This window comes from Aquabacterium sp. (assembly GCF_021768455.1).
Lineage (GTDB): Bacteria > Pseudomonadota > Gammaproteobacteria > Burkholderiales > Burkholderiaceae_C > Aquabacterium.
In genome coordinates this window covers 1-21,568 of the sequence record NZ_JAIZVX010000070.1, presented here as the reverse complement: position 1 = coordinate 21,568, position 21,568 = coordinate 1, and the positions used below count along the sequence as shown (strand labels likewise).

Sequence of the window (21,568 nt, the reverse complement as noted above, 5' to 3'; positions counted from 1 at the left end):
CGGCTGGCGCGGCGTGTCGGGCTGGCCATAAGGCAGCAGTTCGGGCCAGTTGAGGAGGAGATCGAGGTCGGTGTCGAGCAGGTCCACCAGCGCGCCGAGGGGAGGCAGGCCACAGGCGGCCTGGGCCGCCCGCACGGTCTGCAGGGCGGTGTCGGCGTGGGCCGGGTCAGGGGGCTGGGGCTCCCAGAAGCGCAGGCTGGGCCAGGGCTCGGTGCGCGGCGGCTGGAAATAGCCCGTGCCGACCTGGGCGGTGCGCAGCCCGGGCTGGCTGGCGGCGGCCAGCAGGGCGGCCGGGGCATGGTCGGCCACCAGCACATCGGGTTGCAGCGTGCGCAGCAGGTCCAGCCAGAACGACAGCGCGGGGGTCACCAGCGCCGGATCGAAATAGCCTGCGCAGAGCAACAGATCAGCCTGGTTGCGCACAGGGCGGGGGAGCGCCGGGTGGTCGGGCGCAATCTGGCACACCGGCACGTGCGCGACGTGCAGGGACGCGTGCGCAATCAGGTCGGGCAGGAGCACCGGCACCAGGCGAGGCTCCCGCCACGCCAGGGTCACATCGTGGCCGCGGGCCAGCAGGGCCCGGGCCATTTCGCTCAGGCGGCCGGCATGGCCCATGCCACCGCCGTTTTCCCAGGCCAGGACGATCTTCGCCATCGCCCGGGCTCAGCCTGCTGCGCGGTGTCGTGCGGTCACAGTTCGGTGCGCACGCCCAGCGTGAAGCGCCAGCTGCTCACGTCCTTCTGGGCAAAGCCGGTGTCGTAGTCGGTGAACAGGGTCACGCCACGCTGCAGCACGGCCGAGGCGCCAATGCCGACCACGCCAAACTGGCGATCGATCTGGGCCGGGTTGTTGATGGGCAGCACGCCTGCGCCGGCCGCGTAGGTCAGGGCGGACTGGCCGCTCAGACGCCAGTTGGTGACCCGGGTGAGTTCCACGCGGGCATGCGGGGCGAACACGCCCCAGCTGGTCGGCACCTGGGTTTGCAGCTGGGTGCCGGCGCTGACGGCGTTGCTGTGGCCCTTGTTGATGCCACCGGCGCCAGAGAAGGCGCCGACGCGCGTGTGCACGTCGTCCAGGCGCACATAGGGCGACAGGCCCCAGTTGCCGAAGCCGAAGTCGTGACCGGCCGACACGCTCAGGCCCCAGTTCACGCCCTTGCTGCTGGCAGCTGCCCCGGTGACGCTGCTGTCGAGCAGCAGGTAGCGGTTGCTTTCCACGCCCAGGGCCACGGCCACGTAGCTCTCGGGCGTGGGGCTGTAGCTGCCGTAGCTGGTGAGGTGCACGCTTTTGCCGTCGATGCGGGTGCTGTTGCCTGCCCAACGCAGGCGCGGTGCGCCAAAGCCGATGGCGCTGCCGGCCACCCACTGGTTGTTGAATCGGTAATCGGCGCCCAGGGTGATGTCGGAACGGCTCACGCGCAGGGCCTGGTTGCCGGTGTCGGGCAGGCCACCTTCCCGGCGAGACTGGTCGCTGCTGAAGCCATAGAGGGTGGTGCCCGTGGCGGCGTGCGGGGCCGCCCGGCGCTGGGCCAGCTGGGCCAGAGTCTGGTCCAGCATGCGGCGCGTGCCAACGAGACCTTGTGCGGCCAGCGGGGCGCCAAAGGATTCGGCCAGGCAGGCCGGGTCGGTCAGGTTGCTCGCACTGCCCACGGCGGCGGTGGTGTCGGTGGCCGTCTCGCCCGTCGTGGCCAGGGCCTTCACGCGGTTCAGGCCGGACTGGATGGAGGGCAGGGAGCCGGTCGCGGACTGTTCTCCATAGCCCACGTCACCGTAATCCACCGGGGTGTCCACCGGCGGTGCCGTGTCGGTCACGAGGGTGACGCAGGCGGCCTGGGCGCTGGCCACCGGCAAGGCGGCCGCGGTGATGACGAGGCCCAGGGGCAGCAAGGGCAGGGCGGAGGGTTTCATGGACTTCCTGAATGGATGAGTGAGGATGGGGCACGATGGTTTCGTGTCAATTGTGAAATTGTTCCATGTGCCCCCTGGGGCGTCCCTCCCTAAGCCGGGGGTTGGGCGTGTGTGCCTCCCTAGAACTTGGGGGTCGGTTCTGGCGTTTGGGCTACAGTTTTCACACCATGAACGCGCCCCCCCACCCCATCACCCTCATCCACGGCGGCAACGGTGCGCCCAAGGCCATGGCGCCGCTTGGGTGCGCCCTGGGCGAACGCCAGGCGGTGTGGTGCCCGCCCATGCTGGGCCATGCCGGGCGTGAGGTGCCCCAGAGCCTGAGCGTGCCCGACATGGTGGACGACCTGCTGCGCCAGATGGATGCCCAGGGCATCGCGCGCAGTTTTGTCGGCGGCTACAGCTTCGGGGGCTATGTGGCGCTCTATCTGGCGCGACACCATCCGGATCGCTGCCTGGGCGTGTTCACCCTGGCCACCAAGGTGGTGTTCGACGAGCGCGCCGTGCGCCACCTGGTGCACCTGACCTCGCCCACGCGCGTCGAGCAGCCCGGCCACGCGCACGCCGACGACATCCGCCAGCGCCACCTGCCGCAGGATTGGCGCACGGTCATCCTGGCCAACCAGGCCCTGTTCCGTTCATTGGGGGAGGCGCCGCCACTGACGGCGCGTGACTGGGCCGACATCCGCGTGCCGGCCCTGGTGGCATCGGGTCAGGCCGACCCCTTGGTGCCGCTGGCCGAGACGCAATCGCTGGCGGGCCACCTGCGGGCGCAGTTGGTGCTGTTCCCGGGTTCGGCCCATCCGCTCACCGTGGTGCCGGTGCAGGCGCTCGCGCACGAGATCGGTCAGTGGATGGACCGCGTGCGCGATGGTGACTGGCCGCCACGCTGAGCCGTCGGAGGTCAGCGAGGCGGATCCGGCCGGGTGGATCAGGATTCGCGGCGCAGTGCCGGGAACAGGATCACGTCGCGGATGTTGGGGGCGTCGGTCAGCAGCATGACCAGGCGGTCGATGCCGATGCCGCAGCCACCCGTGGGTGGCAGGCCGTATTCCAGGGCGCGGATGTAGTCGGCATCGAAGTACATGGCTTCTTCGTCACCGGCGTCCTTGGCCGAGGCCTGGGCCTGGAAGCGGGCGGCCTGCTCTTCGGGGTCGTTCAGCTCCGAGAAGCCGTTGCCGTATTCACGGCCGGTGATGAAGAGCTCGAAGCGCTCGGTGATGCTGGGGTCGGCGTCCGAGGCACGGGCCAGCGGGCTGACTTCCACCGGGTAGTCGATGATGAAGGTGGGCTGCCAGAGCCTCTCTTCCACCGCGGCTTCGAACAGGCCGAATTGCAGCTCGGCCAGGCTCCAGCGCTCGGGGGCCTGTTCGCCTGCGGCCAGGATGCGGGCGCGCAGCACGGCCGGGTCGGCGGCTTCGGCTTCGCTCAGGCCGGCGTACTTGACCAGCGAATCGCGCACGGTGAGGCGCTCGAAGGGCGATTCGAGGTCGACTTCCTTGCCGCCATAGGTCAGCTTGGCCGAGCCCACGGCCGCGCGGGCGGCGTGGCGCAGCACCTCTTCGGTGAAGTCCATCAGGTCGCGGTGGTTCCACCAGGCCGCGTAGAACTCCATCATCGTGAATTCGGGGTTGTGACGGACCGACACACCTTCGTTGCGGAAGTTGCGGTTGATCTCGAACACGCGCTCGAAGCCGCCCACCACCAGGCGCTTCAGGTACAGCTCAGGCGCGATGCGCAGGAACATCTCCTGGTCCAGCGCATTGTGGTGGGTGGTGAAGGGCTTGGCGTTGGCGCCGCCGGGGATGGGGTGCATCATCGGCGTTTCGACTTCCAGGAACTGGTTGTCGACCATGAACTGGCGGATCGAGGCCAGGGCCTTGGAGCGGGCGATGAAGCGGCTGCGCGAGTGCTCGTCGACGATCAGGTCCACGTAGCGCTGGCGGTACTTCTGTTCCTGGTCGGTCATGCCGTGGAACTTGTCGGGCAGGGGGCGCAGGGCCTTGGTCAGCAGGCGAATGGTCGTGACCTTGATGGACAGTTCGCCCGTCTTGGTCTTGAACAGCGTGCCTTCTGCGCCCAGGATGTCGCCCAGGTCCCAGTGCTTGAACGCGGCCAGGGCTTCGGCGCCGATGGCGTCGAGGGTGACGTAGACCTGGATGCGGCCGGTGGCGTCCTGCAGGGTGCCGAAGCAGGCCTTGCCCATGACGCGCTTGAGCATCAGGCGGCCGCCCACCGAGACGCTCACGGCCTGGGCTTCGAGTTCGGGGCCTTCTGTGGCGTCGTGGGCTGCGTGCAGGGCACCGGCGCGGTCGGCGGGCTTGAAGTCGTTGGGGAAGGCCACGCCCTGGGCGCGGATGGCGGCCAGTTTCTCGCGGCGCTCGGCGACCAGTTTGTTGGTGTCCACCACGGCTTCTGCGGGGTTGGACTCTGGTGCGGCGGGCTGGTTGGGCGTGGTCATGTTGGCAGCGTGGGTGATCGGGCTCGAACCCTCGATTGTATGAAACCCTGGGCGACAATGCGGTCATGCCCGTTCAAGATTCCTCGCCACGGCCTGCGCCCGGGGCGCCTGGCGCCGCCAAGTGCCCGCCTCCCAGCCGTCTGCAGGTGCTGCAGCAAGCCTGGTCGGCCTTGCCCAGGGCGGCCTTGGGCAACCTGGTGGCCAAGCTCCTGATCGTGGCCCTGGGCCTGAGCATCACCGTGCTGGTGGCGCGCCAGGGGCCCAAGGTGCAGGGCGCGTTTGCGCTCTTCGTGGCGGTGGAGTCGGCCCTCCTGACCCTGTTCTCGGGCCTGGGCCTGTGGCTGGCGCGGCAGATGTCGCAGCAGGCCGCCGCGTTGCCTTCGCCTGCCCTGCCCATGTTGCGCGGCGTGTTGCGTGCCGCGGTGGGCCTGGGCCTGGTTGCCTCGGTGGTGCTGCTGGGCATTGCCTGGTGGGCAGACACCCTGCCGTACTCCCAACTCTGGCTGCTGGCCCTGGGCGCCCCTTTTCTGCTGCTGGTGCCCACCGCCACCGGCCTGTGGCTGGGCGAAGGGCGCATGTGGCCCATCAACCTGGCGCAAGTGGCCGCACCCGCATCGGTGCTGCTGGGGCTCTCGGGCGCCATGTGGTTGCTTGATGGCAGCCAGCGCAGCACGCCCATGGTGGTGCTGGTGCTCACGGCCTGGGTCAGCGGCAAGTCCCTGGTGGCGGTGGTCACGGCCTTCCGGGCCCTGCGCGATGCCGGTCACCGTGACCAGGCCGAGGTGTCGGCCTCCCGCCTGCAAGCCGATCGCGTCTGGCCGCAATGGTGGGCGCAATGGCCGTTTGTGGCCACGATCGGGCTCACCAACGTCATCAGCCTGCTGAACTACCGTGCCTCGCTGTTCCTGGTCGAACGCTTCCATGGCCTGAGCACCGCCGGCACCTATTCGGTGGCCGTGACCGTGGCCGAACTGCTCTGGCTGCTCTCGTCTTCGGTGACGGTGTCGGCCTATTCGAAGATCGGCCACCCCGATGTGAAGGTGGCCGCCAGCATGACGGTGCAGGCCGTGCGCATCAATGTGCTGGCCACGGTGGCGGCGGCGCCGGTGTTGCTGGGCCTGGCCTGGTGGGCGCTGCCCTGGGTGATGGGCGAGGCTTATGCGGCCTCCTTGTGGCCGCTGGCGGCGCTGCTGCCCGGCGTGGCGGCCTATGCGGCGGCCTCCAGCCTGTCGGCTTTCTACACCAACCACCTGGGGCGGCCGCAGCTTTCGGGGATGATCGCCGGGCTCTCGCTCGCGGTGAGCTTCGTGCTGGGCCTCTTGCTGGTGCCTGGCCTGGGTGCCCTGGGCGCGGGCATCGCTTCCAGCCTGGGCTACACCCTGGCCATCGGGGCGGCTTACGGCGTCTTCCTGCGGCATGCCGGCTTGCCCGTCAAGGCCCTGTGGACGCCCGCCCTGACCCGCGTCGCCTGATCGTCGCCTGAAGCCGGGGATCGGGGACAATATCGTCTCCTTCCCTCTGATCCACTTGCCCGCCCCGTCGGTGGGCGCCATCTGCCCGACATGTCCGTCCTGATCCAGCGACTCAAGCACCCCGTGGTGCGCCTGCTCTCGGTGTTCACCGGGCCGCGCGTCGTCTATGGCTGGCGCAATGCCGATGGCAGCTGGTGCGCGCACAGCCGCGTCAGCACCCATGCCTGCTTCGAGGGGCTGGAGGGCCTGACGCTGGGCGACCACGTCTTCATCGGCCATTTCAACCGCATCGACGGCTCCAATGGCCTGGTGATCGAAGAGGGCGTGCAGGTCACCAGCCATGCCTGCCTCCTGAGCCACTCCAGCCACCGCGCGGTGCGGGTCATGGGCCGGCGTTATGCCGAGGACCCGAACCCACTGGGTTATGTGCGCCGCGCCACCCGCATCGGCGCCTACAGCTTCATCGGGCCGCACACCGTGATCGCGCCGGGCGCCACCCTGGGCAAGGGCGTGATCGTGCAGGCCCACAGCTTTGTCTCGGGCGAGGTGCCCGATTTCGCCATCGTGGCCCCTGCTGCACACGGCAAACCCGCCGTGGTCGTGGGCGACAGCCGCGAGATGGACCGCGCCCTGCTGCAGCGCCACCCCGAGCTGCACCACCCCTACGCCCAATGGGCCGGCAAGGACCACCTGCGCCGCGCACTGCAGGGTGGGGCCTCGGCCACATCCTCCGCCTCGCAGGAGTCGGCATGAGCACCGTGGCCGCGCCGGGCGTGCGCATCCTGTTCTTTGCCGATGCGGCCAGCGTGCACACGCGCCGCTGGGTGGCCGCTGCCGTGGAGCGTGGCGCCGAGGCCGTGGTGGTGACCCGCCAGGCGGCCGAGGTGCCCGGGGCCAAAGAGGTCATCGTGGTCCGCCCGGGCGGCGACAAGCTGGGCTGGTTCCTGGCCCTGCCCGAGGTGCGCCGTGTGGCGCGTGACCTGGCTGCGCGTTTCCAGCCCACGCTGGTTCACGGGCACTACGTCACCTCCTACGGGATGTGGGCGGCCGCCTGCGGCGTGAAAGCGCCCCTGGTGCTCACGGCCTGGGGCAGCGACATCCTGGTCACGCCCCGCGAAAGCCGCCTGATGCACGCGGTGGTGGGCTGGTCGCTGCGCCGTGCCGACCTGATCACGGCCGATTCCATGGACATGCTCGACGAGATCGCGCGCTATCACCCCCAGGCCGCCTGCCACCAGATCCTGTGGGGCGCCGACACCGACAAGTTCGTGCCGGGCGAGCCGGGCGCCGACTTCGACGTGGTCAGCCTGCGCAGCTGGGAGCCCAACTACAACATCGACCTCATCATCGAGGCCTTCTCACGCTTCCTGATGCTGCGTCCGCATTCCCACGCACGGCTGCACCTGCTCGGTGGTGGCCCGCAGCAGGCCGCGCTGGAACAGCGGGTCCAGGAGCTGCGCCTGCTGCAGCAGGTGCGCTTCCATGGCCGGGTGGGCGATGCCGAGATGGTCAGCGCCATCCAGCGCAGCCGGGTCAGCATCTCCGTGCCCACGAGCGACGCGACCTCGGTGTCGGTGCTCGAATCCATGGCCTGCGGCCTGCCGCTCATTGCCTCCGACCTGCCGGCCAACCGCCAGTGGCTGGACGAGCGCGGTGGCTGGGTCGTGCCGGTGCGCGACGTCGATGCCCTGACCCAGGCCCTGGTCCAGGCCCATGACCAGCCCCAATTGGCCGCGCAGATGGGGGCCTTCAACCGCGACCGCATCGAGCGCGAGGCCTCGCGCCGCGGCCAGATGGACGCCATGTGGCGCCTCTACCTCAAGCTGCTGCAGCCCTGCGCCAAAGGCCACCGTGCGCCACATCCCGCTCGCGGCTGAGCCCCACTGCTTCTCGCCCACATGCCCCTGAACATGGACACCACCGTCTCGGTCATCGTGCCTTGCCGCAACGAGCGCGACCACATCGAGGCCTTCTGCCGCAGTGTGGCCGCCCAGACCCTGCCCGAGGGCTGGGCGCTGGAGGTCCTGATCGCCGATGGCCAGAGTGACGACGGCACGCGCGAGCGCCTGGCCGCCCTGTGTCTGCAGGACGCCCGCTTCGTGATGATCGACAACCCCGGCCGCATCGTGTCGTGCGGGCTGAACCGCTGCATCGAGCGCGCCAGCGGTGCCTTCATCGTCCGGCTCGACGTGCACACGGTCTACGCCCGCGACTACATCGCCCAGTGCCTGGCCACCTGGCAGCGCACGGGCGCCGACAACGTGGGCGGCCCCTGGAAGGCCGAAGCCAGTGCGGGCGCCAGCGCCACCGAGGGCCGCGTGCAGCGTGCCATCGCGGCGGCATTCCAGTCCCGGCTGGTGTCGGGCGGGGCGCTCTCGCGCGACCTCAGCTACGAGGGCGAGGTCGACACCGTCTACCTCGGGGCCTGGCCGCGCGCCACCTTCGAGCGCTTTGGCGGCTTTGACGAAACCCTGGTGCGCAACCAGGACGACGAACACAACCTGCGCATCCACAAGGGGGGCGGGCGCATCTGGCAATCGGCGGCCATCCGCTCGACCTATGTGCCGCGTGCCAGCAAGGTGGCGGTCTTTCGCCAGTACCGGCAGTACGGCTACTGGAAGCCCTTCGTGATGCGCAAGCATGGCCAGGCTGCGGCCCTGCGCCACCTGGTCCCAGGCCTGTTTGTGGGGGCCTTGCTGGCCTTGCTGGCCCTGACCCTGCTGGGCAGCGCCTGGCTGGGCATCGCACCGCCCTCGCTCGACAGCGCCTGGCGCGCACCCCTGCTGTGGGGCACCCTGTTGTGCGCCGCTGGCCTGGGCCTGCTGGCCCTGCTGTACGGCGCCGCCGTGCTGGCCATCAGCCTGGCCATCGAGCGCAGTGCCGGCCCGGGCCTCCTGCGCCACCTGCCCGATGTGATCGGCGCCTACCACTTCGGCTATGGCCTGGGTTCGCTGCGCGGCTGGTGGGATGCCCTGGTGCGCCGTCGCCCTGATCCGGCCTTTGGCAGGCTCACGCGTTGAGCCCACACCCTGAACACCCCGACTTCTCTCCGGACACCCCGACATGAGCCAGCCCGAGTCCAAGCAGCCCTCCCTGCCTTTCCTGCCATTTGCCCTGCCCGAGATTGGCGAAGAAGAGATCGCCGAGGTGGTCGATGCCCTCCGTTCGGGCTGGGTCACCACCGGCCCCAAGACCCGCCAGTTCGAGCAGGACTTCGTCGCCTTCCTGGGCGACCCCGGCCTGCAGGCCATCGCCGTGAACTCGGCCACCGCCGGCCTCCACCTGGCGCTCGAAGCCATCGGCATCGGCCCGGGTGACGAGGTCATCACCACCACCCACACCTTCACCGCCACGGCCGAGGTGGTGCGCTACATGGGGGCCGACGTGAAGCTGGTCGACATCGACCCGGCCACGCTCAACATCGACCCCGCCGCCATCGAGGCCGCCATCACCCCGCGCACCAAGGCCCTGATGCCGGTGCACTACGCGGGCCTGGCCGTCGACATGGACGCCATCTACGCCATCGCCGACAAGCACGGCCTCAAGGTGGTGGAAGACGCGGCCCATGCCCTGCCCACCACCTGGCGCCAGCAACTGGTCGGCACGCTGCGCAGCGATGCCGTGGTCTTCAGCTTCTACGCCAACAAGACCATGACCACGGGCGAGGGTGGCATGCTGGTCACGCGGGACGCGGCCCTGGCGGCACGCGCCAAGGTCATGCGCCTGCACGGCATCAACCGCGATGCCTTCGACCGCTTCACCGCCAAGGTGCCCAGCTGGTATTACGAGATCGTGGCGCCCGGCTTCAAGTACAACCTGACCGACATCGCCGCGGCCCTGGGCCTGCAGCAGCTCAAGCGCCTGCCGGGTTTCCAGGCCCGCCGCGAGCAGATCGCCACCCGTTTTGACGAAGCCCTGGCCGACCTGCCCCTGATCCTGCCGCCGCGCCCCGTGCACGCCGGTGACACCCACTCCTGGCACCTCTACGTGGTCCGCCTGAGCGACGACACCACCGTGACGCGCGACCAGGTCATCGAGTCGCTCTTCAACGACGGCATTGGCGTGAGCGTGCACTACATCCCCCTGCACCTGCACCCCTACTGGAAAGAGCGTTACGACCTGAAGCCCGAGCAGTTCCCGCACAGCCAGAAGGCCTACGAGCGCATGCTGACCCTGCCGCTCTACACCCGCATGACCGATGCCGATGTCGAGCGCGTCATCACCGCCGTGCGCAAGGTGTTTGGCCGTGCCTGATCGGGTGTCGAAGCATGTCGCGGTGGCGCAGGCGGTGGCTCACCGTGTGAGCGTGTGCGCAGGCGTGTGGGCATGAGCAAGCGCCTTTTCGACCTGCTGCTGTCGTCCATCGGCCTGTTGCTGCTGGCGCCGGTGCTGCTGGCCATCGCGCTGGTGGTCAAGCTCGACTCTCCCGGTCCGGTGTTCTTTCGCCAGGAGCGGGTGGGGCGTTTTGGCCGGCCGTTTTTCATCCACAAGTTCCGCACCATGCGCCACGAACCGGCCGGGCAGGGCTTGCAGATCACGGTCGGGGCCGATGCCCGCATCACCCGCAGCGGACGCTTCCTGCGCGCCAGCAAGCTGGACGAACTCGCGCAGCTGATCGACGTCTGGCAGGGCAGCATGAGCCTGGTGGGGCCGCGCCCCGAGGTGCCGCGCTACGTGGCGCACTACCCCGAGGCCCTGCGCGACAAGGTGCTGTCCGTGCGCCCGGGCATCACCGACATCGCTTCCATCGAATACCGCGACGAGAGCCGCGTGCTGGCCCAGGCGGCCAATCCCGAGCAGGCCTACATCCACGAGGTGCTGCCCCACAAGCTGGCCCTGGCCGCCAGCTATGTGGACCAGGCCTCGGTCTGGCTCGACCTGAAGCTCATCCTGCGCACCATCGGGGCGATCGTGCGCGGTTGAGCCGCACGAGGCCGTCTCAGGCGGCCATGGTTGCTGTGGCCGTGCGGGTGTGCGCCCTGCGCTTCAGCCCCGCGATGCCGACCAGGCCCAGGCCCATCAGCGCCCAGGTGCCCGGTTCGGGCACGGCGGGGGTGCCCAGGGTGCCCCAATCCTGCACCGATGCCAGTGCGGTGTTGCCGATCGGTGTGTAGGCCAAGGCCTGTGACCAGGCCTTGGCGCCTTCCTGCGTCAGGCTCAGGCTGCCCAGTTGCACGCTCAGGCTGTCGAGCAGCACCTGCTGGCCGAAGGTCGGGGTGGTGGTCTGAGCGCCGCCGTAGCCATACCATCCGAAGCCGCTCCCACCGGAGAGGGGCGGCGGCGCCAGGTTCAAGGGGGCGGCCGACACCGTGCCGATGTCGAACAGGCTCAGCCGCTCGATCGTGCCCACGCCGTGGGTGCCCGTGAAGGTCGCAAACACCTTTTTCTGGTCGAGGTCGATCTGCAGGTTGGAGACCGTCAAGGATCCATCTTCCGAACTGGTGAAGCTGTCGGTTTCCTGCTTGACGGTGAAGCTGCCGCTCAACTGCAGTCCGTGCAGGCTGCGGTCACTGGTCTCCAGGGTCACGCTTTGCACGCCCAGAGCTCCCACGGCGAAGGAGGTCAGCTTGGGCGTGGGGCTCGGCATGACATGGTAAGAAACGGTGATGCTGGCGTCCTGGCTGCTCGCCTTGGCATTGGTGACGTTGAGCAGGCTCACGGCGTTCTTGCTGGCCTGGTAGGTCAGCGCGGCCTGGCCGTTCAGCGTCCAGGGCTGGCCAGTCGCGGTGGCGGTCACCAGTTCGGCACGGGCGCCGAGTGTGGCCAGGGTGAGGGCAATGCCCAAGGCGAGGCGGTTCGTCCGCATGAGAGAGGAGGGGCGCATGGTGGAAGACTCCCTGTTGAATGGATGTGCTCGCACGATCGCGTTGACCGCGAGAAGCCACCACCGGGTAAGCCCCAGATTTGTGTCGGTGCTGACATTTGATGGGGCGAAGCCGCGTCAGCCGCCAGCCCTTATCCTTGCCGCATGTACGCGTCCCACTTCGGCCTCAAACGCGAGCCCTTCTCCATCGCCCCGGACCCGCGCTACCTCTTCATGAGTGAGCGCCACCGCGAGGCCCTGGCCCACCTGCTCTATGGCGTGGGCGGCGGCGGGGGCTTTGTGCTGCTGACGGGCGAAATCGGTGCCGGCAAGACCACCGTCTGTCGTGCCTTTCTCGAGCAGATCCCGCGGCGCTGCAATGTGGCCTACATCTTCAACCCCAAGCTGTCGGTGCTGGAGTTGCTGCAGTCGGTGTGCGACGAGTTCGGCATCCCGCAGCCGGCGGCGCCCGCCGGGCATGCCGAGGCTTCGGTCAAGGCCTATGTGGACGCGCTCAACGAGTACCTGCTGCGCACCCATGCCGTCGGGCAGAACAATGTGCTCATCATCGACGAGGCCCAGAACCTCTCGGCCGACGTGCTGGAACAGTTGCGCCTGCTGACCAACCTCGAGACCAATGAGCGCAAGCTGCTGCAGATCATGCTGATCGGGCAGCCCGAGTTGCGCGAGATGCTGGCCCGCCCCGAGCTGGAGCAACTGGCCCAGCGCGTCATTGCCCGCTTCCACCTCGATGCCCTGAGCGAGCTGGAAACCGCCCATTACATCCAGCACCGACTGGCCGTGGCGGGGCGCACCCAGGTCAACCCCTTTGACCGCCGTGCTTTGCGCCGGGTGCACCAGCTCACGCGGGGCGTGCCCCGGCGCATCAACCTGCTGTGCGACCGCGCCCTGCTCGGGGCCTACGCCGGTGGCCTGGAACGCATCACCCGTGAACAGGTCGACCAGGCTGCGCGGGAGGTGTTCGACGAACGCGAGATCGCTTCGGCCCAGGCGGCGTCCCAGGCCCGAGCGAACGCAGGCCGCGGCAGCCGCTGGCCAAAGTGGGCAGGCGCGCGCGGGTGGGCCTGGGTGGCGCTCGGCCTGCTCAGTGTGGCGGGGGCGCTGGCAATCGGGCTGTGGCGCGTGGCAGGGCAGCCGGTCTCTCGCATGAGCGCGACCCTGAGCTTGCCCGCCAGTGCCGCCTCCACGGCGTCGGGCGCCTTGGCGCTGCGGGCGCGCGCGCCCTTGCCCCCGCTGCTGGACGAGCAGGCCCTCTTGCAGCGGGCCACGCCCAGTGAAAAAGCCGCCTGGCAGGCCCTGGCGCCCGCATGGCAGTTGGACCTGGGGGAGGGCGATCCCTGTCAGGCCGCCCAGCGCCAGCAGGTGCAGTGCTTCAAGGGCAGCGGGGGCCTGCCCCTGATCCGACAGCTCGATCGCCCTGCCATCCTGATGCTCAACGATGCCCAGGGGCCGGTCCGCCACGTGCTGCTCACCGGTTTGCGCGGTGACCTGGCCCTGGTGCAACTGGGTGCCGACCACCACGCCGTGCCCATGGCTGCGCTTTCGCGGGTGTGGCGCGGCGACGTGGCCACCTTCTGGCGTGTGCCACCGGGCTTTCGCAGCAAGCTGCTGGCCGGGCAGAAGGGGCCGGCCATCGACTGGCTGGCCGAGCGCCTGGCCCGTGTGGATGGCGGCCCCGGACCATCGCCCTCGCAGACCCTGGACACGGCCCTGCAGGCCCGCGTCCACGCCTTCCAGCTGACCCAGGGGCTCAAGCCCGACGGGGTGGTGGGCGCCACCACCTTCATGCTGCTGAACCGGGCCAGCGGGGTCCAGGAGCCCCGTCTGACCCTGGAGGAACACTGAGATGTCCTACATCCTCGATGCCTTGAAAAAGGCCGATGCCGAGCGCGAACGCAGCGCCGTGCCCGGCCTGCACTCTCACCCCGCTCCCCTGGTGATGGAGCCTGAAACCGGCGTGCGTGCCCTGGGGCCGGTGGCCTGGGTGCTCGCGGCCCTGCTGGGTGTGCTGGTGGTCTTGCTCGGCTGGCGTCTGCTCGCCCCAGGGGGCACGCCGGCCGAAGGGCCTCCGCTCGCGCCGCCCTCGCCCCCCATGGCACGGGCCGATCCTGCATCGGCCGAGGTCGATGGTCGCCGTCACCACCATGGTCCGGATGCGCCGGTGCCGTCGGGCGCAGGGCGTGAGCCCGGCACGGAGGCGGCAGGCCAGGGGCAGCCTCCGACGGCCCGTCCGAACTGGCCCACCCAGGTGCCCAAGGCGGATGCGCCGCCCAGCGACGGGGGGGCTCGCGTGGCGGCGCCCAAGGCCTCGTCGCCGGGCAGCGAGCCCGCCGCGCGTGTGGTCGTGGCCCAGAGCGAGTTGCCCGAGGCCATTCGCCGTGAGCTGCCCCAACTGGTGGTGGGCGGTGCGATGTATTCGGAGTCACCACGCAGCCGCATGGTGGTGCTCAATGGCCAGGTTTTCCACGAGGGCGACCAGCCCACCCCCGAGACCACGCTGGAGGAGATCCGCCTCAAATCGGCGGTGCTGCGCTTTCGGGGCTACCGCTACCTGCTGAATTTCTGAGCCCGGCCGGGGGCGCAGGGCATGGGCTCACGCCCCCTCGGTGATGCCGGTCATGCCGGTCATCTTGCGCAGCAGGCGCCAGAAGGTGTCGCGTTCGCGGGCGTTCAGGCTCGCGGTGATGCGTGCATCGTGCGCCTGCACGGCCGCGGTGATGTTGCCCAGGTCGGTGCGACCCTTGTCGGTCATCACCAGGCTGAAGGCGCGCTTGTCCTCTGGCATGGGCTCGCGGCGCACATAGCCGAGGTCTTCCAGGGCATCGACCAGCATCACGGCGCCCGAGCGGGCGATGCCCAGCACCTTGGCCAGCTGCGTGAGCTTCAGGCCGGGGTTGAGCGCGATGATGGTCATCGCCGAAAAGCGGGGCGGTGTGATGTGCCAGGCCGCCATCGAGGTCATGAAGTCCTCATAGGCCTGGATCTGGACACGGCGCACGGCATAGCCGGCCAGCGTGTCCAGCACGCCGTACTGAATGCCCGGCACATGGGCCAGGAACGGTTCCTCTTCACGCATGGGCTACCCGGGTTGGCTGGTGCGAGACTGCCTGGTCATTTTACGGCCGGGTCACCCGGGCCGCCCGCCGCCAGCCGTGGGGTGACCGTGCGTCCTCAGCGCGCAGCGAGGAAGAGCGCCGCACCAGCCCGCATCGGGTCGCCGGTTTCCTCGAAGGTGCGCACCCACACCGGGTAGCTGTGGATCACCTTGTGCTGCCAGGGGTGGAAGCCAGGCTTGTAGTACTCGGCCAGCTTCAGCGCATTGCGAGAGAACAGGCCACCCGGGCCATACAGCCAGTAGCTGCCCTTGATGCACATGCCCATGCGCTTGAGCCACCCGAAGCCATCGCCCTTGAGCAGGGTGTTGGTCAGGCGCATGCTGTCGACCACCACCTTGTAGAGCGCATGCGTCATGGCCACGCAGCGCATCACGTAACCCACCTTGGCCACCTGCTGCATCACGTCGAAGGCCACGGCCTTGTGCTCCATCTCTTCGATGGCATGCCAGGCCCACATCGCACGGACCTTGGGGTCGGCCGGGGCCATCACCTCCTTGGTGGCGAACAGGCCCTCGGCCATCATGGCCGTGAAGTGCTCGAAAGCGGCGGTCAGGGCCAGGTTGTACTGGGCCGAATATTTCTGACCGTAGCGCTCGAACAGGGTCTTGGCATCGGTGAGGATCCGGTCGACGTCACAGCCCTGCTGGCGCAGCAGGTCGTTGAAATGCGTGTGGGCGATGCCGTGCTGACCTTCCTGGCGCATGAAGTTCTTGACGTCCTCGGCCATCTTGCGGTCGGTGATCAGGTGGCGGAAGGCCCGCACGCTGGTGATGAAGTAGCGCTCGCCATCCGGGAAGGCCGCCTGCATGCCGTCGAACACGCGGGTCTTGAAGGCATCGTTGCCGTACCACCAGCGCGGGGTTGTGGCGTCGATGTCGAAATCGAGCTTGTCGCGGGGCACGATCTGGCCGGGGTTGTTCGGGTGAGGGGTGCTCATGGGGTCTCCTGAGTGGGGATGGCAATGAGTTTACGGAGCAGGTCTTTGCTTGACGTAAACGTCAGCGACAGCAAGGCATCCGCCGCGACAGGGCGCCTGCCGACTCGGGTTTGCCGCCACCTGGGGGATGCGGGTTTGTGCCGGGGTGCGGTGGGCCGGTGGTGGTCGTGAAAGCCGTCATGACCCGGCCTCTTGAAACTTCGCCGACCGTCCCTATAATCATTAGCACTCGCCGTTGATGAGTGCTAACGATGGGCCTCAGCGATGGCGGCATGCGGCTTCCGCATGAACCCACCCTCTGATTGAGCCGATGTGAGTGTTCACTCGCCTCGGCGTCCGATAGACCAAACCGATGTCTTTAGACACAGGAGAAGCCATGAAACTGCGTCCTCTGCACGACCGCGTGATCGTCAAGCGCCTCGAACAAGAAACCAAGACCGCTTCGGGCATCGTTCTGCCTGACGCCGCCACCGAGAAGCCTGACCAGGGCGAAGTCCTGGCCGTGGGCCCGGGCAAGCGCAACGACAAGGGTGAGTTCGTCGCCCTGAACGTGGCCGTCGGCGACCGCGTCCTGTTCGGCAAGTACTCGGGCCAGGCCGTCAAGGTCGATGGCGAAGAGCTGCTGGTGATGCGCGAAGAAGACCTGTTTGCCGTCGTCGCCAAGTAATCGGCACCGGTTCAAGCACCCCTCTACACAGATTTCGGAGAATTCAAAATGGCAGCAAAAGACGTCATCTTTGGCGGCGAAGCACGTGCTCGCATGGTTGAAGGCGTGAACACCCTGGCCAACGCGGTCAAGGTCACCCTGGGCCCCAAGGGCCGCAACGTGGTGCTCGAGCGCTCCTTCGGCGCCCCCACCGTGACCAAGGACGGTGTGTCCGTGGCCAAGGAAATCGAGCTCAAGGACAAGCTGCAGAACATGGGCGCCCAGATGGTCAAGGAAGTCGCTTCCAAGACCTCGGACAACGCCGGTGACGGCACCACCACCGCCACCGTGCTGGCCCAGGCCATCGTGCGCGAAGGCATGAAGTACGTGGCCGCCGGCATGAACCCGATGGACCTGAAGCGCGGCATCGACAAGGCCGTGACGGCCCTGGTCGCCGAGCTGAAAAAGCAGTCCAAGCCCACCACCACCTCCAAGGAAATCGCTCAGGTTGGCACCATCTCCGCCAACTCTGACGCCGACGTGGGCGAAATCATCGCCAACGCCATGGACAAGGTCGGCAAGGAAGGCGTCATCACCGTTGAAGACGGCAAGAGCCTGAACAACGAGCTGGACGTGGTTGAAGGCATGCAGTTCGACCGCGGCTACCTGTCGCCCTACTTCATCAACAACCCCGAGAAGCAAGCCGCGCTGCTGGACAACCCCTTCGTCCTGCTGTACGACAAGAAGATCTCGAACATCCGTGACCTGCTGCCCACGCTGGAGCAAGTGGCCAAGGCCGGCCGTCCGCTGCTGATCATTGCCGAAGAAGTCGAAGGCGAAGCCCTGGCGACCCTGGTGGTCAACACCATCCGCGGCATCCTGAAGGTCGTGGCTGTGAAGGCCCCTGGCTTCGGCGACCGCCGCAAGGCCATGCTGGAAGACATCGCCATCCTGACCGGTGGCAAGGTCATCGCCGAAGAAGTGGGCCTGGCCCTCGACAAGGTGACCCTGGCCGACCTGGGCCAGGCCGCTCGCGTCGAAGTGGGCAAGGAAAACACCACCATCATCGATGGCGCCGGTGCCGCTGCCGACATCGAAGCCCGCGTCAAGCAAATCCGCATCATGATCGAAGAAGCCACGAGCGACTACGACCGTGAAAAGATGCAAGAGCGCGTGGCCAAGCTGGCCGGCGGTGTGGCCGTCATCAAGGTCGGTGCTGCCACCGAAGTCGAGATGAAGGAAAAGAAGGCCCGCGTGGAAGACGCCCTGCACGCCACCCGCGCTGCAGTGGAAGAAGGCGTGGTGCCTGGCGGTGGCGTGGCCCTGCTGCGCGCCAAGCAGGCTGCTGGCACGATCAAGGGTGACAACCCCGATCAAGACGCCGGCATCAAGCTGGTCCTGAAGGCCATCGAAGCCCCTCTGCGCGAAATCGTGGCCAACGCCGGTGGCGAGCCTTCGGTGGTCGTGAACGCCATCCTGAATGGTTCGGGCAACTTCGGCTTCAACGCCGCCAACGACACCTACGGCGACATGATCGAAATGGGCATCCTGGATCCCACGAAGGTCACACGCACCGCACTGCAGAACGCCGCTTCGGTGTCCTCGCTGATGCTGACGACCGAGTGCATGGTCTCCGAGTCCCCCAAGGACGACGCCCCCGTGGGCGGCGGCCATGACATGGGTGGCATGGGCGGCATGGGCGGCATGGGCATGTAATGGCCTGCAGGGCACCGCTTCGGTGGTGCCCACCGCTTTGCCGACCGCAAAGGAAAAGCCGTCTCGCGAGAGGCGGCTTTTTTTCGTCCGGGCGCTGACATGCCTTGCGCACGGACGAAAAAAAGGGCCGCTTTCGCGGCCCTGTGTCATAAGGCTGTGCACCCCTCTCGTGCACATCCCCCCAAGCCGGTTCTGGAGACCGGTCCTGCAAGCACGGTCGGGCCCCTCAGCCCTCCCGTGCCACGCGAAGCGGCCCCTCAGCCGCCTCGAGCTTCTCTGACCAAACGGTCGTGCCGTTCGGTGTCTTCACGCACATGCTTGGCCACGTACCAGCCGATGTAGCTGCCCATCACGATCACGAAGGCGATCACGAAAGCGCTCATGAGACCGTAGTCGGTGGTGAAGAAGTCAATCCAGGCTTGCATGTGTGTGCTCCTTTTGTCTGTCTCGGGCTCTATCTGACTCCTGTTTGACCTGGGCCGCCCTGATCCAAATCAAGGGCGCGACCGCCGCAGTTTGTCGAGGTCCAGCCGGTTTGACGCGGCACAATCTTTTGCATGATTGCGCACCCTTCCTGCCGCCGTTTGTGCCTGTCTTCGTGGCCACGCTTGTGGCGCAAGGCCGCCTTGTGTGCACTGGTCTCGCTGCCCCAGGGTCTGGTCTGGGCCCCGGCTCACGCTCAGACGCAGCCCCTGCCCGCGGCCGATGCGGCCCAGGTGCTGCGTCCGCGCATCGGTCTGGTCCTGTCGGGCGGCGGTGCGCGCGGGCTGGCCCATGTGGGGGTGCTCAAGGTGCTGGAGCGCGAGCGCATCCCGGTCGACATGGTGGCCGGCACGTCCATGGGGGCCATCGTGGGTGGCCTGTTTGCCAGCGGCATGTCGGCCCAGGCGGTGGAAGACGAGGTGCTCAAGCTCGATTGGGACAACGTCTTTGCCTCGCGGGTGGACCGCCAGAACCTCAACCAGCGCCGCAAGGAGCAGGATTTCGACGTCTCGCCCGTGGTGGAGGTGGGCATTGGCAGCGATGGGGTCAAGGCGCCACTGGGTTCGGTGTCGTCACGCGGGCTGGAGTCCCACCTGCGTCGCCTGACCCTGTCGGCCCGCCGATTCGAGGATTTCGACCAGCTGCCCACGCCGTTCCGGGCCGTGGCCACCGACATGGAGACGGGCAAGGCCCTGGTCCTGAAGGATGGCGACCTGGCCTTGGCCCTGCGCTCCAGCATGTCGGTGCCGGGCATCTTTGCGCCGGTGGAGGTGCAGGGGCGCATCCTGGGTGACGGCGGCCTGGTGAACAACACGCCGGTGGACGTGGCCCGTGACATGGGGGCGCAGCGCCTCATCGTGGTCAACATCGGCACGCCGCTGGCAGGGCGCGAGGTGCTGTCGACCTTCACGGGCGTGACGGCCCAGATGATCAACATCCTGACCGAGCAGAACGTGCAGCGCAGCCTGCAAAAGCTCACGGCGCAGGACGTGTTGATCGCGCCCCGGCTGGAAGGCCTGACGTCGGCCGATTTCAACCGCGCGCGCGAGTTCATCCTGCTGGGCGCCCTGCAGGCCGAGGCCATGGTGTTGCGCATGCAGGACCTCAAGGTCAGCGAGGCCGAGTACGCCGCCTGGCAGGCTGCCCGCCGCCAGCGCCAGGTGCCGCCGGCGCCCTTGCAGTACGTGCGCTTCGAGGGCTCCAGGCTCACGCAGCCCGGCAACCGGGCCGACATGCTGCTGACCCAGCCCGGCCAGGTGTTCGACCTGGCCAAGGCGGAACGCGACGTGACCGTGCTGGCCGCCTCGGGCGACTACCTGCGCACCGACTACCGCCTGCTGCGCACACCGGAGGGCAGCGAAGGCCTGGTCTTCGACCTCGAGGACAAGCCCTGGGGCCCCGACTACCTGCAGATGGGCGTGGACTTTTCGGCGGACAACCGCGGTCGCAGCGCCTTCAACCTCAAGCTGGTGCACAACCGCCACTGGCTCGACAGCCACGGCAGCGAGTGGCGCAACTTCGTCAGGCTGGGCTCGGCACCCGCGCTGGGCACCGAGTGGTATCGCCCGATGGACCTGCGGCTGCCCGATGGCCTCAGTGGCTTTGTGGCGGCCGCGGCCTCCCACCAGCGCCGCACCCTGGGCTACCACCGCAACCCGAATGGCCCGCTGGACGCCGAGGTGGACCGCAGCACGACCTCGGTCCTGCTGGACGTGGGGGTGAACTGGCGCGAACTGGGTGAGCTGCGCCTGGGCCTGATCAACGAGGCCTGGCACGACGGCATCAACCTGGCCTCGGGGCCTTACGCTCTGAGCCGGGCCAGCACCGGCTCGGTGTCGCGCTGGCGTGAACAGGGGTGGCACATGAAGGCCGTGCTCGACCAGTTGGACCACGCCTTCTTCCCCACCCGCGGCTGGCGCGTCGAAGCCCATTACATGCAGGGACGCAGCCAGGCGCGTGGCAGCACCGCGCAGGGCGATGGGGCGGTGCGCCACCTGGAGGCTCAAGGCCAGTGGGTGCGCTCCTGGGGTGACCACACCTTTCTCACGGGCTGGCGCCTGGGGCTGTCCGAAGGGGTGATGCCCGAAGTGCCACGGTACGGCCTGGGCGGCTTCCAGCTGCTGTCGGGCTACACGACCTTCCAGGTGAGTGGCCCGCAGATGGCCCTGGTGCGGGCAGGCTACCAGGTCAGGCTGGTGGATTCCGGTTTCACGCGGGGGCTCTTCATGGGCACCAGCCTCGAGGTGGGCAACACCTGGCAGCACCCCAGCCAGCTCTGGCAGGGCAGCAAGCGCACTGGCATGAGCCTCTACCTGGGTACCGACACCGCAGTGGGCCCGGTCTACGCGGCCGTGGTCAACAGCCCGGTGGTGGGGCCCACGCTGATGCTCTTCGTGGGGCGCCCTTGAGCCCGAGGCGCCAACTCAGACGCGGCTGAGGGCCTGACCCACGGTGGCGCGCAGGTGCTCGATGATGTGCGGGCCGATCTTGTTGAGCGGCAGCACCTCTTGGGTGGCGCCTGCCGCGATGGCCTCGCGCGGCATGCCGAAGACCACGCAGGTGGCTTCGTCCTGGGCCACACAGTAGGCGCCGGCGTCGCGCATTTCGCGCATCGCCCGGGCGCCGTCGGCCCCCATGCCGGTCAGCATGATCCCCATGGCGTTGGGGCCGACCACCCGCGCGGCCGACTTGAACAGCACCTCCACGCTGGGCTTGTGGCGGTTCACGGGCTCACCGTCCTGCACGCGCGCGATGTAGTTGGCGCCGGAGCGTTCCACGCTCAGGTGCAGGCCACCCGGGGCGATGTAGGCGTGACCCGGCAGGATGCGCTCGCCATCGCTGGCTTCTTTCACGCTGATCTTGCACAGGCTGTCGAGCCGGGCCGCGTAGTTGCGCGTGAAGCCGGGCGGCATGTGCTGGGTGATGACCACGGCCGGGAAGTCGGCCGGCAGGGACATCAGCACCTCCTTGGTGGCCTCGGTGCCACCGGTCGAGGCGCCGATGAAGACG

20 protein-coding genes are annotated in these 21,568 nt (G+C 68.3%); 12 read left to right on the top strand and 8 right to left on the bottom strand.

Annotated elements, in window-relative coordinates; translation table 11 throughout:
* Window positions 1–654 (bottom strand): hypothetical protein (locus tag QZ994_RS10825; protein ID WP_290871446.1); only part of this gene is annotated, 654 nt, incomplete at its 3' end.
* Between the two features lie 35 nt (window positions 655–689).
* Window positions 690–1,907, bottom strand: a complete 1,218-nt coding sequence (locus tag QZ994_RS10820) for an autotransporter outer membrane beta-barrel domain-containing protein (protein ID WP_290871445.1) — start codon at window positions 1,905–1,907, stop codon at window positions 690–692.
* A gap of 167 nt (window positions 1,908–2,074) precedes the next feature.
* Between QZ994_RS10820 and QZ994_RS10815 the strand changes: the two genes are divergently transcribed.
* Window positions 2,075–2,797, top strand: a complete 723-nt coding sequence (locus tag QZ994_RS10815) for an alpha/beta fold hydrolase (protein ID WP_290871444.1) — start codon at window positions 2,075–2,077, stop codon at window positions 2,795–2,797.
* Window positions 2,798–2,835: 38 nt separating this feature from the next.
* Here QZ994_RS10815 and lysS read toward each other — a convergent pair whose 3' ends face one another.
* Complete coding sequence (gene lysS / locus QZ994_RS10810; RefSeq protein WP_290871443.1) at window positions 2,836–4,365, bottom strand: lysine--tRNA ligase; 1,530 nt, start codon at window positions 4,363–4,365, stop codon at window positions 2,836–2,838.
* Window positions 4,366–4,430: 65 nt separating this feature from the next.
* On the opposite strand from lysS, the gene QZ994_RS10805 reads away from it, so the two are divergent.
* The 6 genes from QZ994_RS10805 to QZ994_RS10780 all read left to right on the top strand — a co-directional run bounded on the left by QZ994_RS10805 (window position 4,431) and on the right by QZ994_RS10780 (window position 10,760).
* Window positions 4,431–5,837 (top strand): teichoic acid transporter, encoded by a 1,407-nt coding sequence (locus tag QZ994_RS10805; protein WP_290871442.1) that lies wholly within the window; start codon window positions 4,431–4,433, stop codon window positions 5,835–5,837.
* Between the two features lie 90 nt (window positions 5,838–5,927).
* On the top strand, window positions 5,928–6,590 hold the full coding sequence (locus tag QZ994_RS10800) for an acyltransferase (protein WP_290871441.1): 663 nt from the start codon (window positions 5,928–5,930) through the stop codon (window positions 6,588–6,590).
* Complete coding sequence (locus QZ994_RS10795; RefSeq protein WP_290871440.1) at window positions 6,587–7,714, top strand: glycosyltransferase; 1,128 nt, start codon at window positions 6,587–6,589, stop codon at window positions 7,712–7,714. The genes QZ994_RS10800 and QZ994_RS10795 overlap by 4 nt, the downstream gene beginning before the upstream one ends.
* Window positions 7,715–7,747: 33 nt before the next feature.
* Window positions 7,748–8,857, top strand: a complete 1,110-nt coding sequence (locus QZ994_RS10790) for a glycosyltransferase family 2 protein (protein WP_290871439.1) — start codon at window positions 7,748–7,750, stop codon at window positions 8,855–8,857.
* 43 nt (window positions 8,858–8,900) lie between these two features.
* Complete coding sequence (locus QZ994_RS10785) at window positions 8,901–10,091, top strand: DegT/DnrJ/EryC1/StrS aminotransferase family protein (protein WP_290871438.1); 1,191 nt, start codon at window positions 8,901–8,903, stop codon at window positions 10,089–10,091.
* 72 nt (window positions 10,092–10,163) lie between these two features.
* A complete protein-coding gene (locus tag QZ994_RS10780; protein WP_290871437.1) occupies window positions 10,164–10,760 on the top strand; it encodes a sugar transferase in 597 nt (198 codons plus the stop codon).
* A gap of 16 nt (window positions 10,761–10,776) precedes the next feature.
* Here QZ994_RS10780 and QZ994_RS10775 read toward each other — a convergent pair whose 3' ends face one another.
* The gene (locus QZ994_RS10775; RefSeq protein ID WP_290871436.1) at window positions 10,777–11,661 is read right to left on the bottom strand and encodes a PEP-CTERM sorting domain-containing protein; all 885 of its coding nucleotides are present in this window, start codon (window positions 11,659–11,661) and stop codon (window positions 10,777–10,779) included.
* A gap of 144 nt (window positions 11,662–11,805) precedes the next feature.
* On the opposite strand from QZ994_RS10775, the gene QZ994_RS10770 reads away from it, so the two are divergent.
* Window positions 11,806–13,506 carry an ExeA family protein gene (locus QZ994_RS10770; protein WP_290871435.1) on the top strand — a complete coding sequence of 567 codons (1,701 nt, stop codon included), beginning with the start codon at window positions 11,806–11,808 and terminating at the stop codon, window positions 13,504–13,506.
* A gap of 1 nt (window position 13,507) precedes the next feature.
* Window positions 13,508–14,227, top strand: coding sequence for a general secretion pathway protein GspB (locus QZ994_RS10765; protein WP_290871434.1), 720 nt, complete (start codon window positions 13,508–13,510; stop codon window positions 14,225–14,227).
* A 27-nt stretch (window positions 14,228–14,254) separates the two neighbouring features.
* Here the strand turns inward: QZ994_RS10765 and QZ994_RS10760 are convergent, their stop codons facing one another.
* Window positions 14,255–14,737, bottom strand: a complete 483-nt coding sequence (locus QZ994_RS10760) for a MarR family transcriptional regulator (RefSeq protein ID WP_290871433.1) — start codon at window positions 14,735–14,737, stop codon at window positions 14,255–14,257.
* A 95-nt stretch (window positions 14,738–14,832) separates the two neighbouring features.
* Window positions 14,833–15,714: a metal-dependent hydrolase gene (locus tag QZ994_RS10755; protein WP_290871432.1), complete on the bottom strand. Its 882-nt coding sequence runs from the start codon at window positions 15,712–15,714 to the stop codon at window positions 14,833–14,835.
* A 376-nt stretch (window positions 15,715–16,090) separates the two neighbouring features.
* On the opposite strand from QZ994_RS10755, the gene groES reads away from it, so the two are divergent.
* Window positions 16,091–16,381: a co-chaperone GroES gene (gene groES / locus QZ994_RS10750; protein WP_290871431.1), complete on the top strand. Its 291-nt coding sequence runs from the start codon at window positions 16,091–16,093 to the stop codon at window positions 16,379–16,381.
* A gap of 48 nt (window positions 16,382–16,429) precedes the next feature.
* Window positions 16,430–18,076, top strand: a complete 1,647-nt coding sequence (groL, locus tag QZ994_RS10745) for a chaperonin GroEL (protein WP_290871430.1) — start codon at window positions 16,430–16,432, stop codon at window positions 18,074–18,076.
* Window positions 18,077–18,333: 257 nt separating this feature from the next.
* On the opposite strand, the gene QZ994_RS10740 is transcribed toward groL, so the two are convergent.
* A complete protein-coding gene (locus tag QZ994_RS10740) occupies window positions 18,334–18,501 on the bottom strand; it encodes a DUF3149 domain-containing protein (RefSeq protein WP_290871429.1) in 168 nt (55 codons plus the stop codon).
* A 183-nt stretch (window positions 18,502–18,684) separates the two neighbouring features.
* On the opposite strand from QZ994_RS10740, the gene QZ994_RS10735 reads away from it, so the two are divergent.
* Window positions 18,685–20,967 carry a patatin-like phospholipase family protein gene (locus QZ994_RS10735; RefSeq protein ID WP_290871428.1) on the top strand — a complete coding sequence of 761 codons (2,283 nt, stop codon included), beginning with the start codon at window positions 18,685–18,687 and terminating at the stop codon, window positions 20,965–20,967.
* A gap of 15 nt (window positions 20,968–20,982) precedes the next feature.
* Here the strand turns inward: QZ994_RS10735 and QZ994_RS10730 are convergent.
* The coding region (locus QZ994_RS10730; protein ID WP_290871427.1) for a chemotaxis protein CheB at window positions 20,983–21,568 on the bottom strand (586 nt) is incomplete at its 5' end.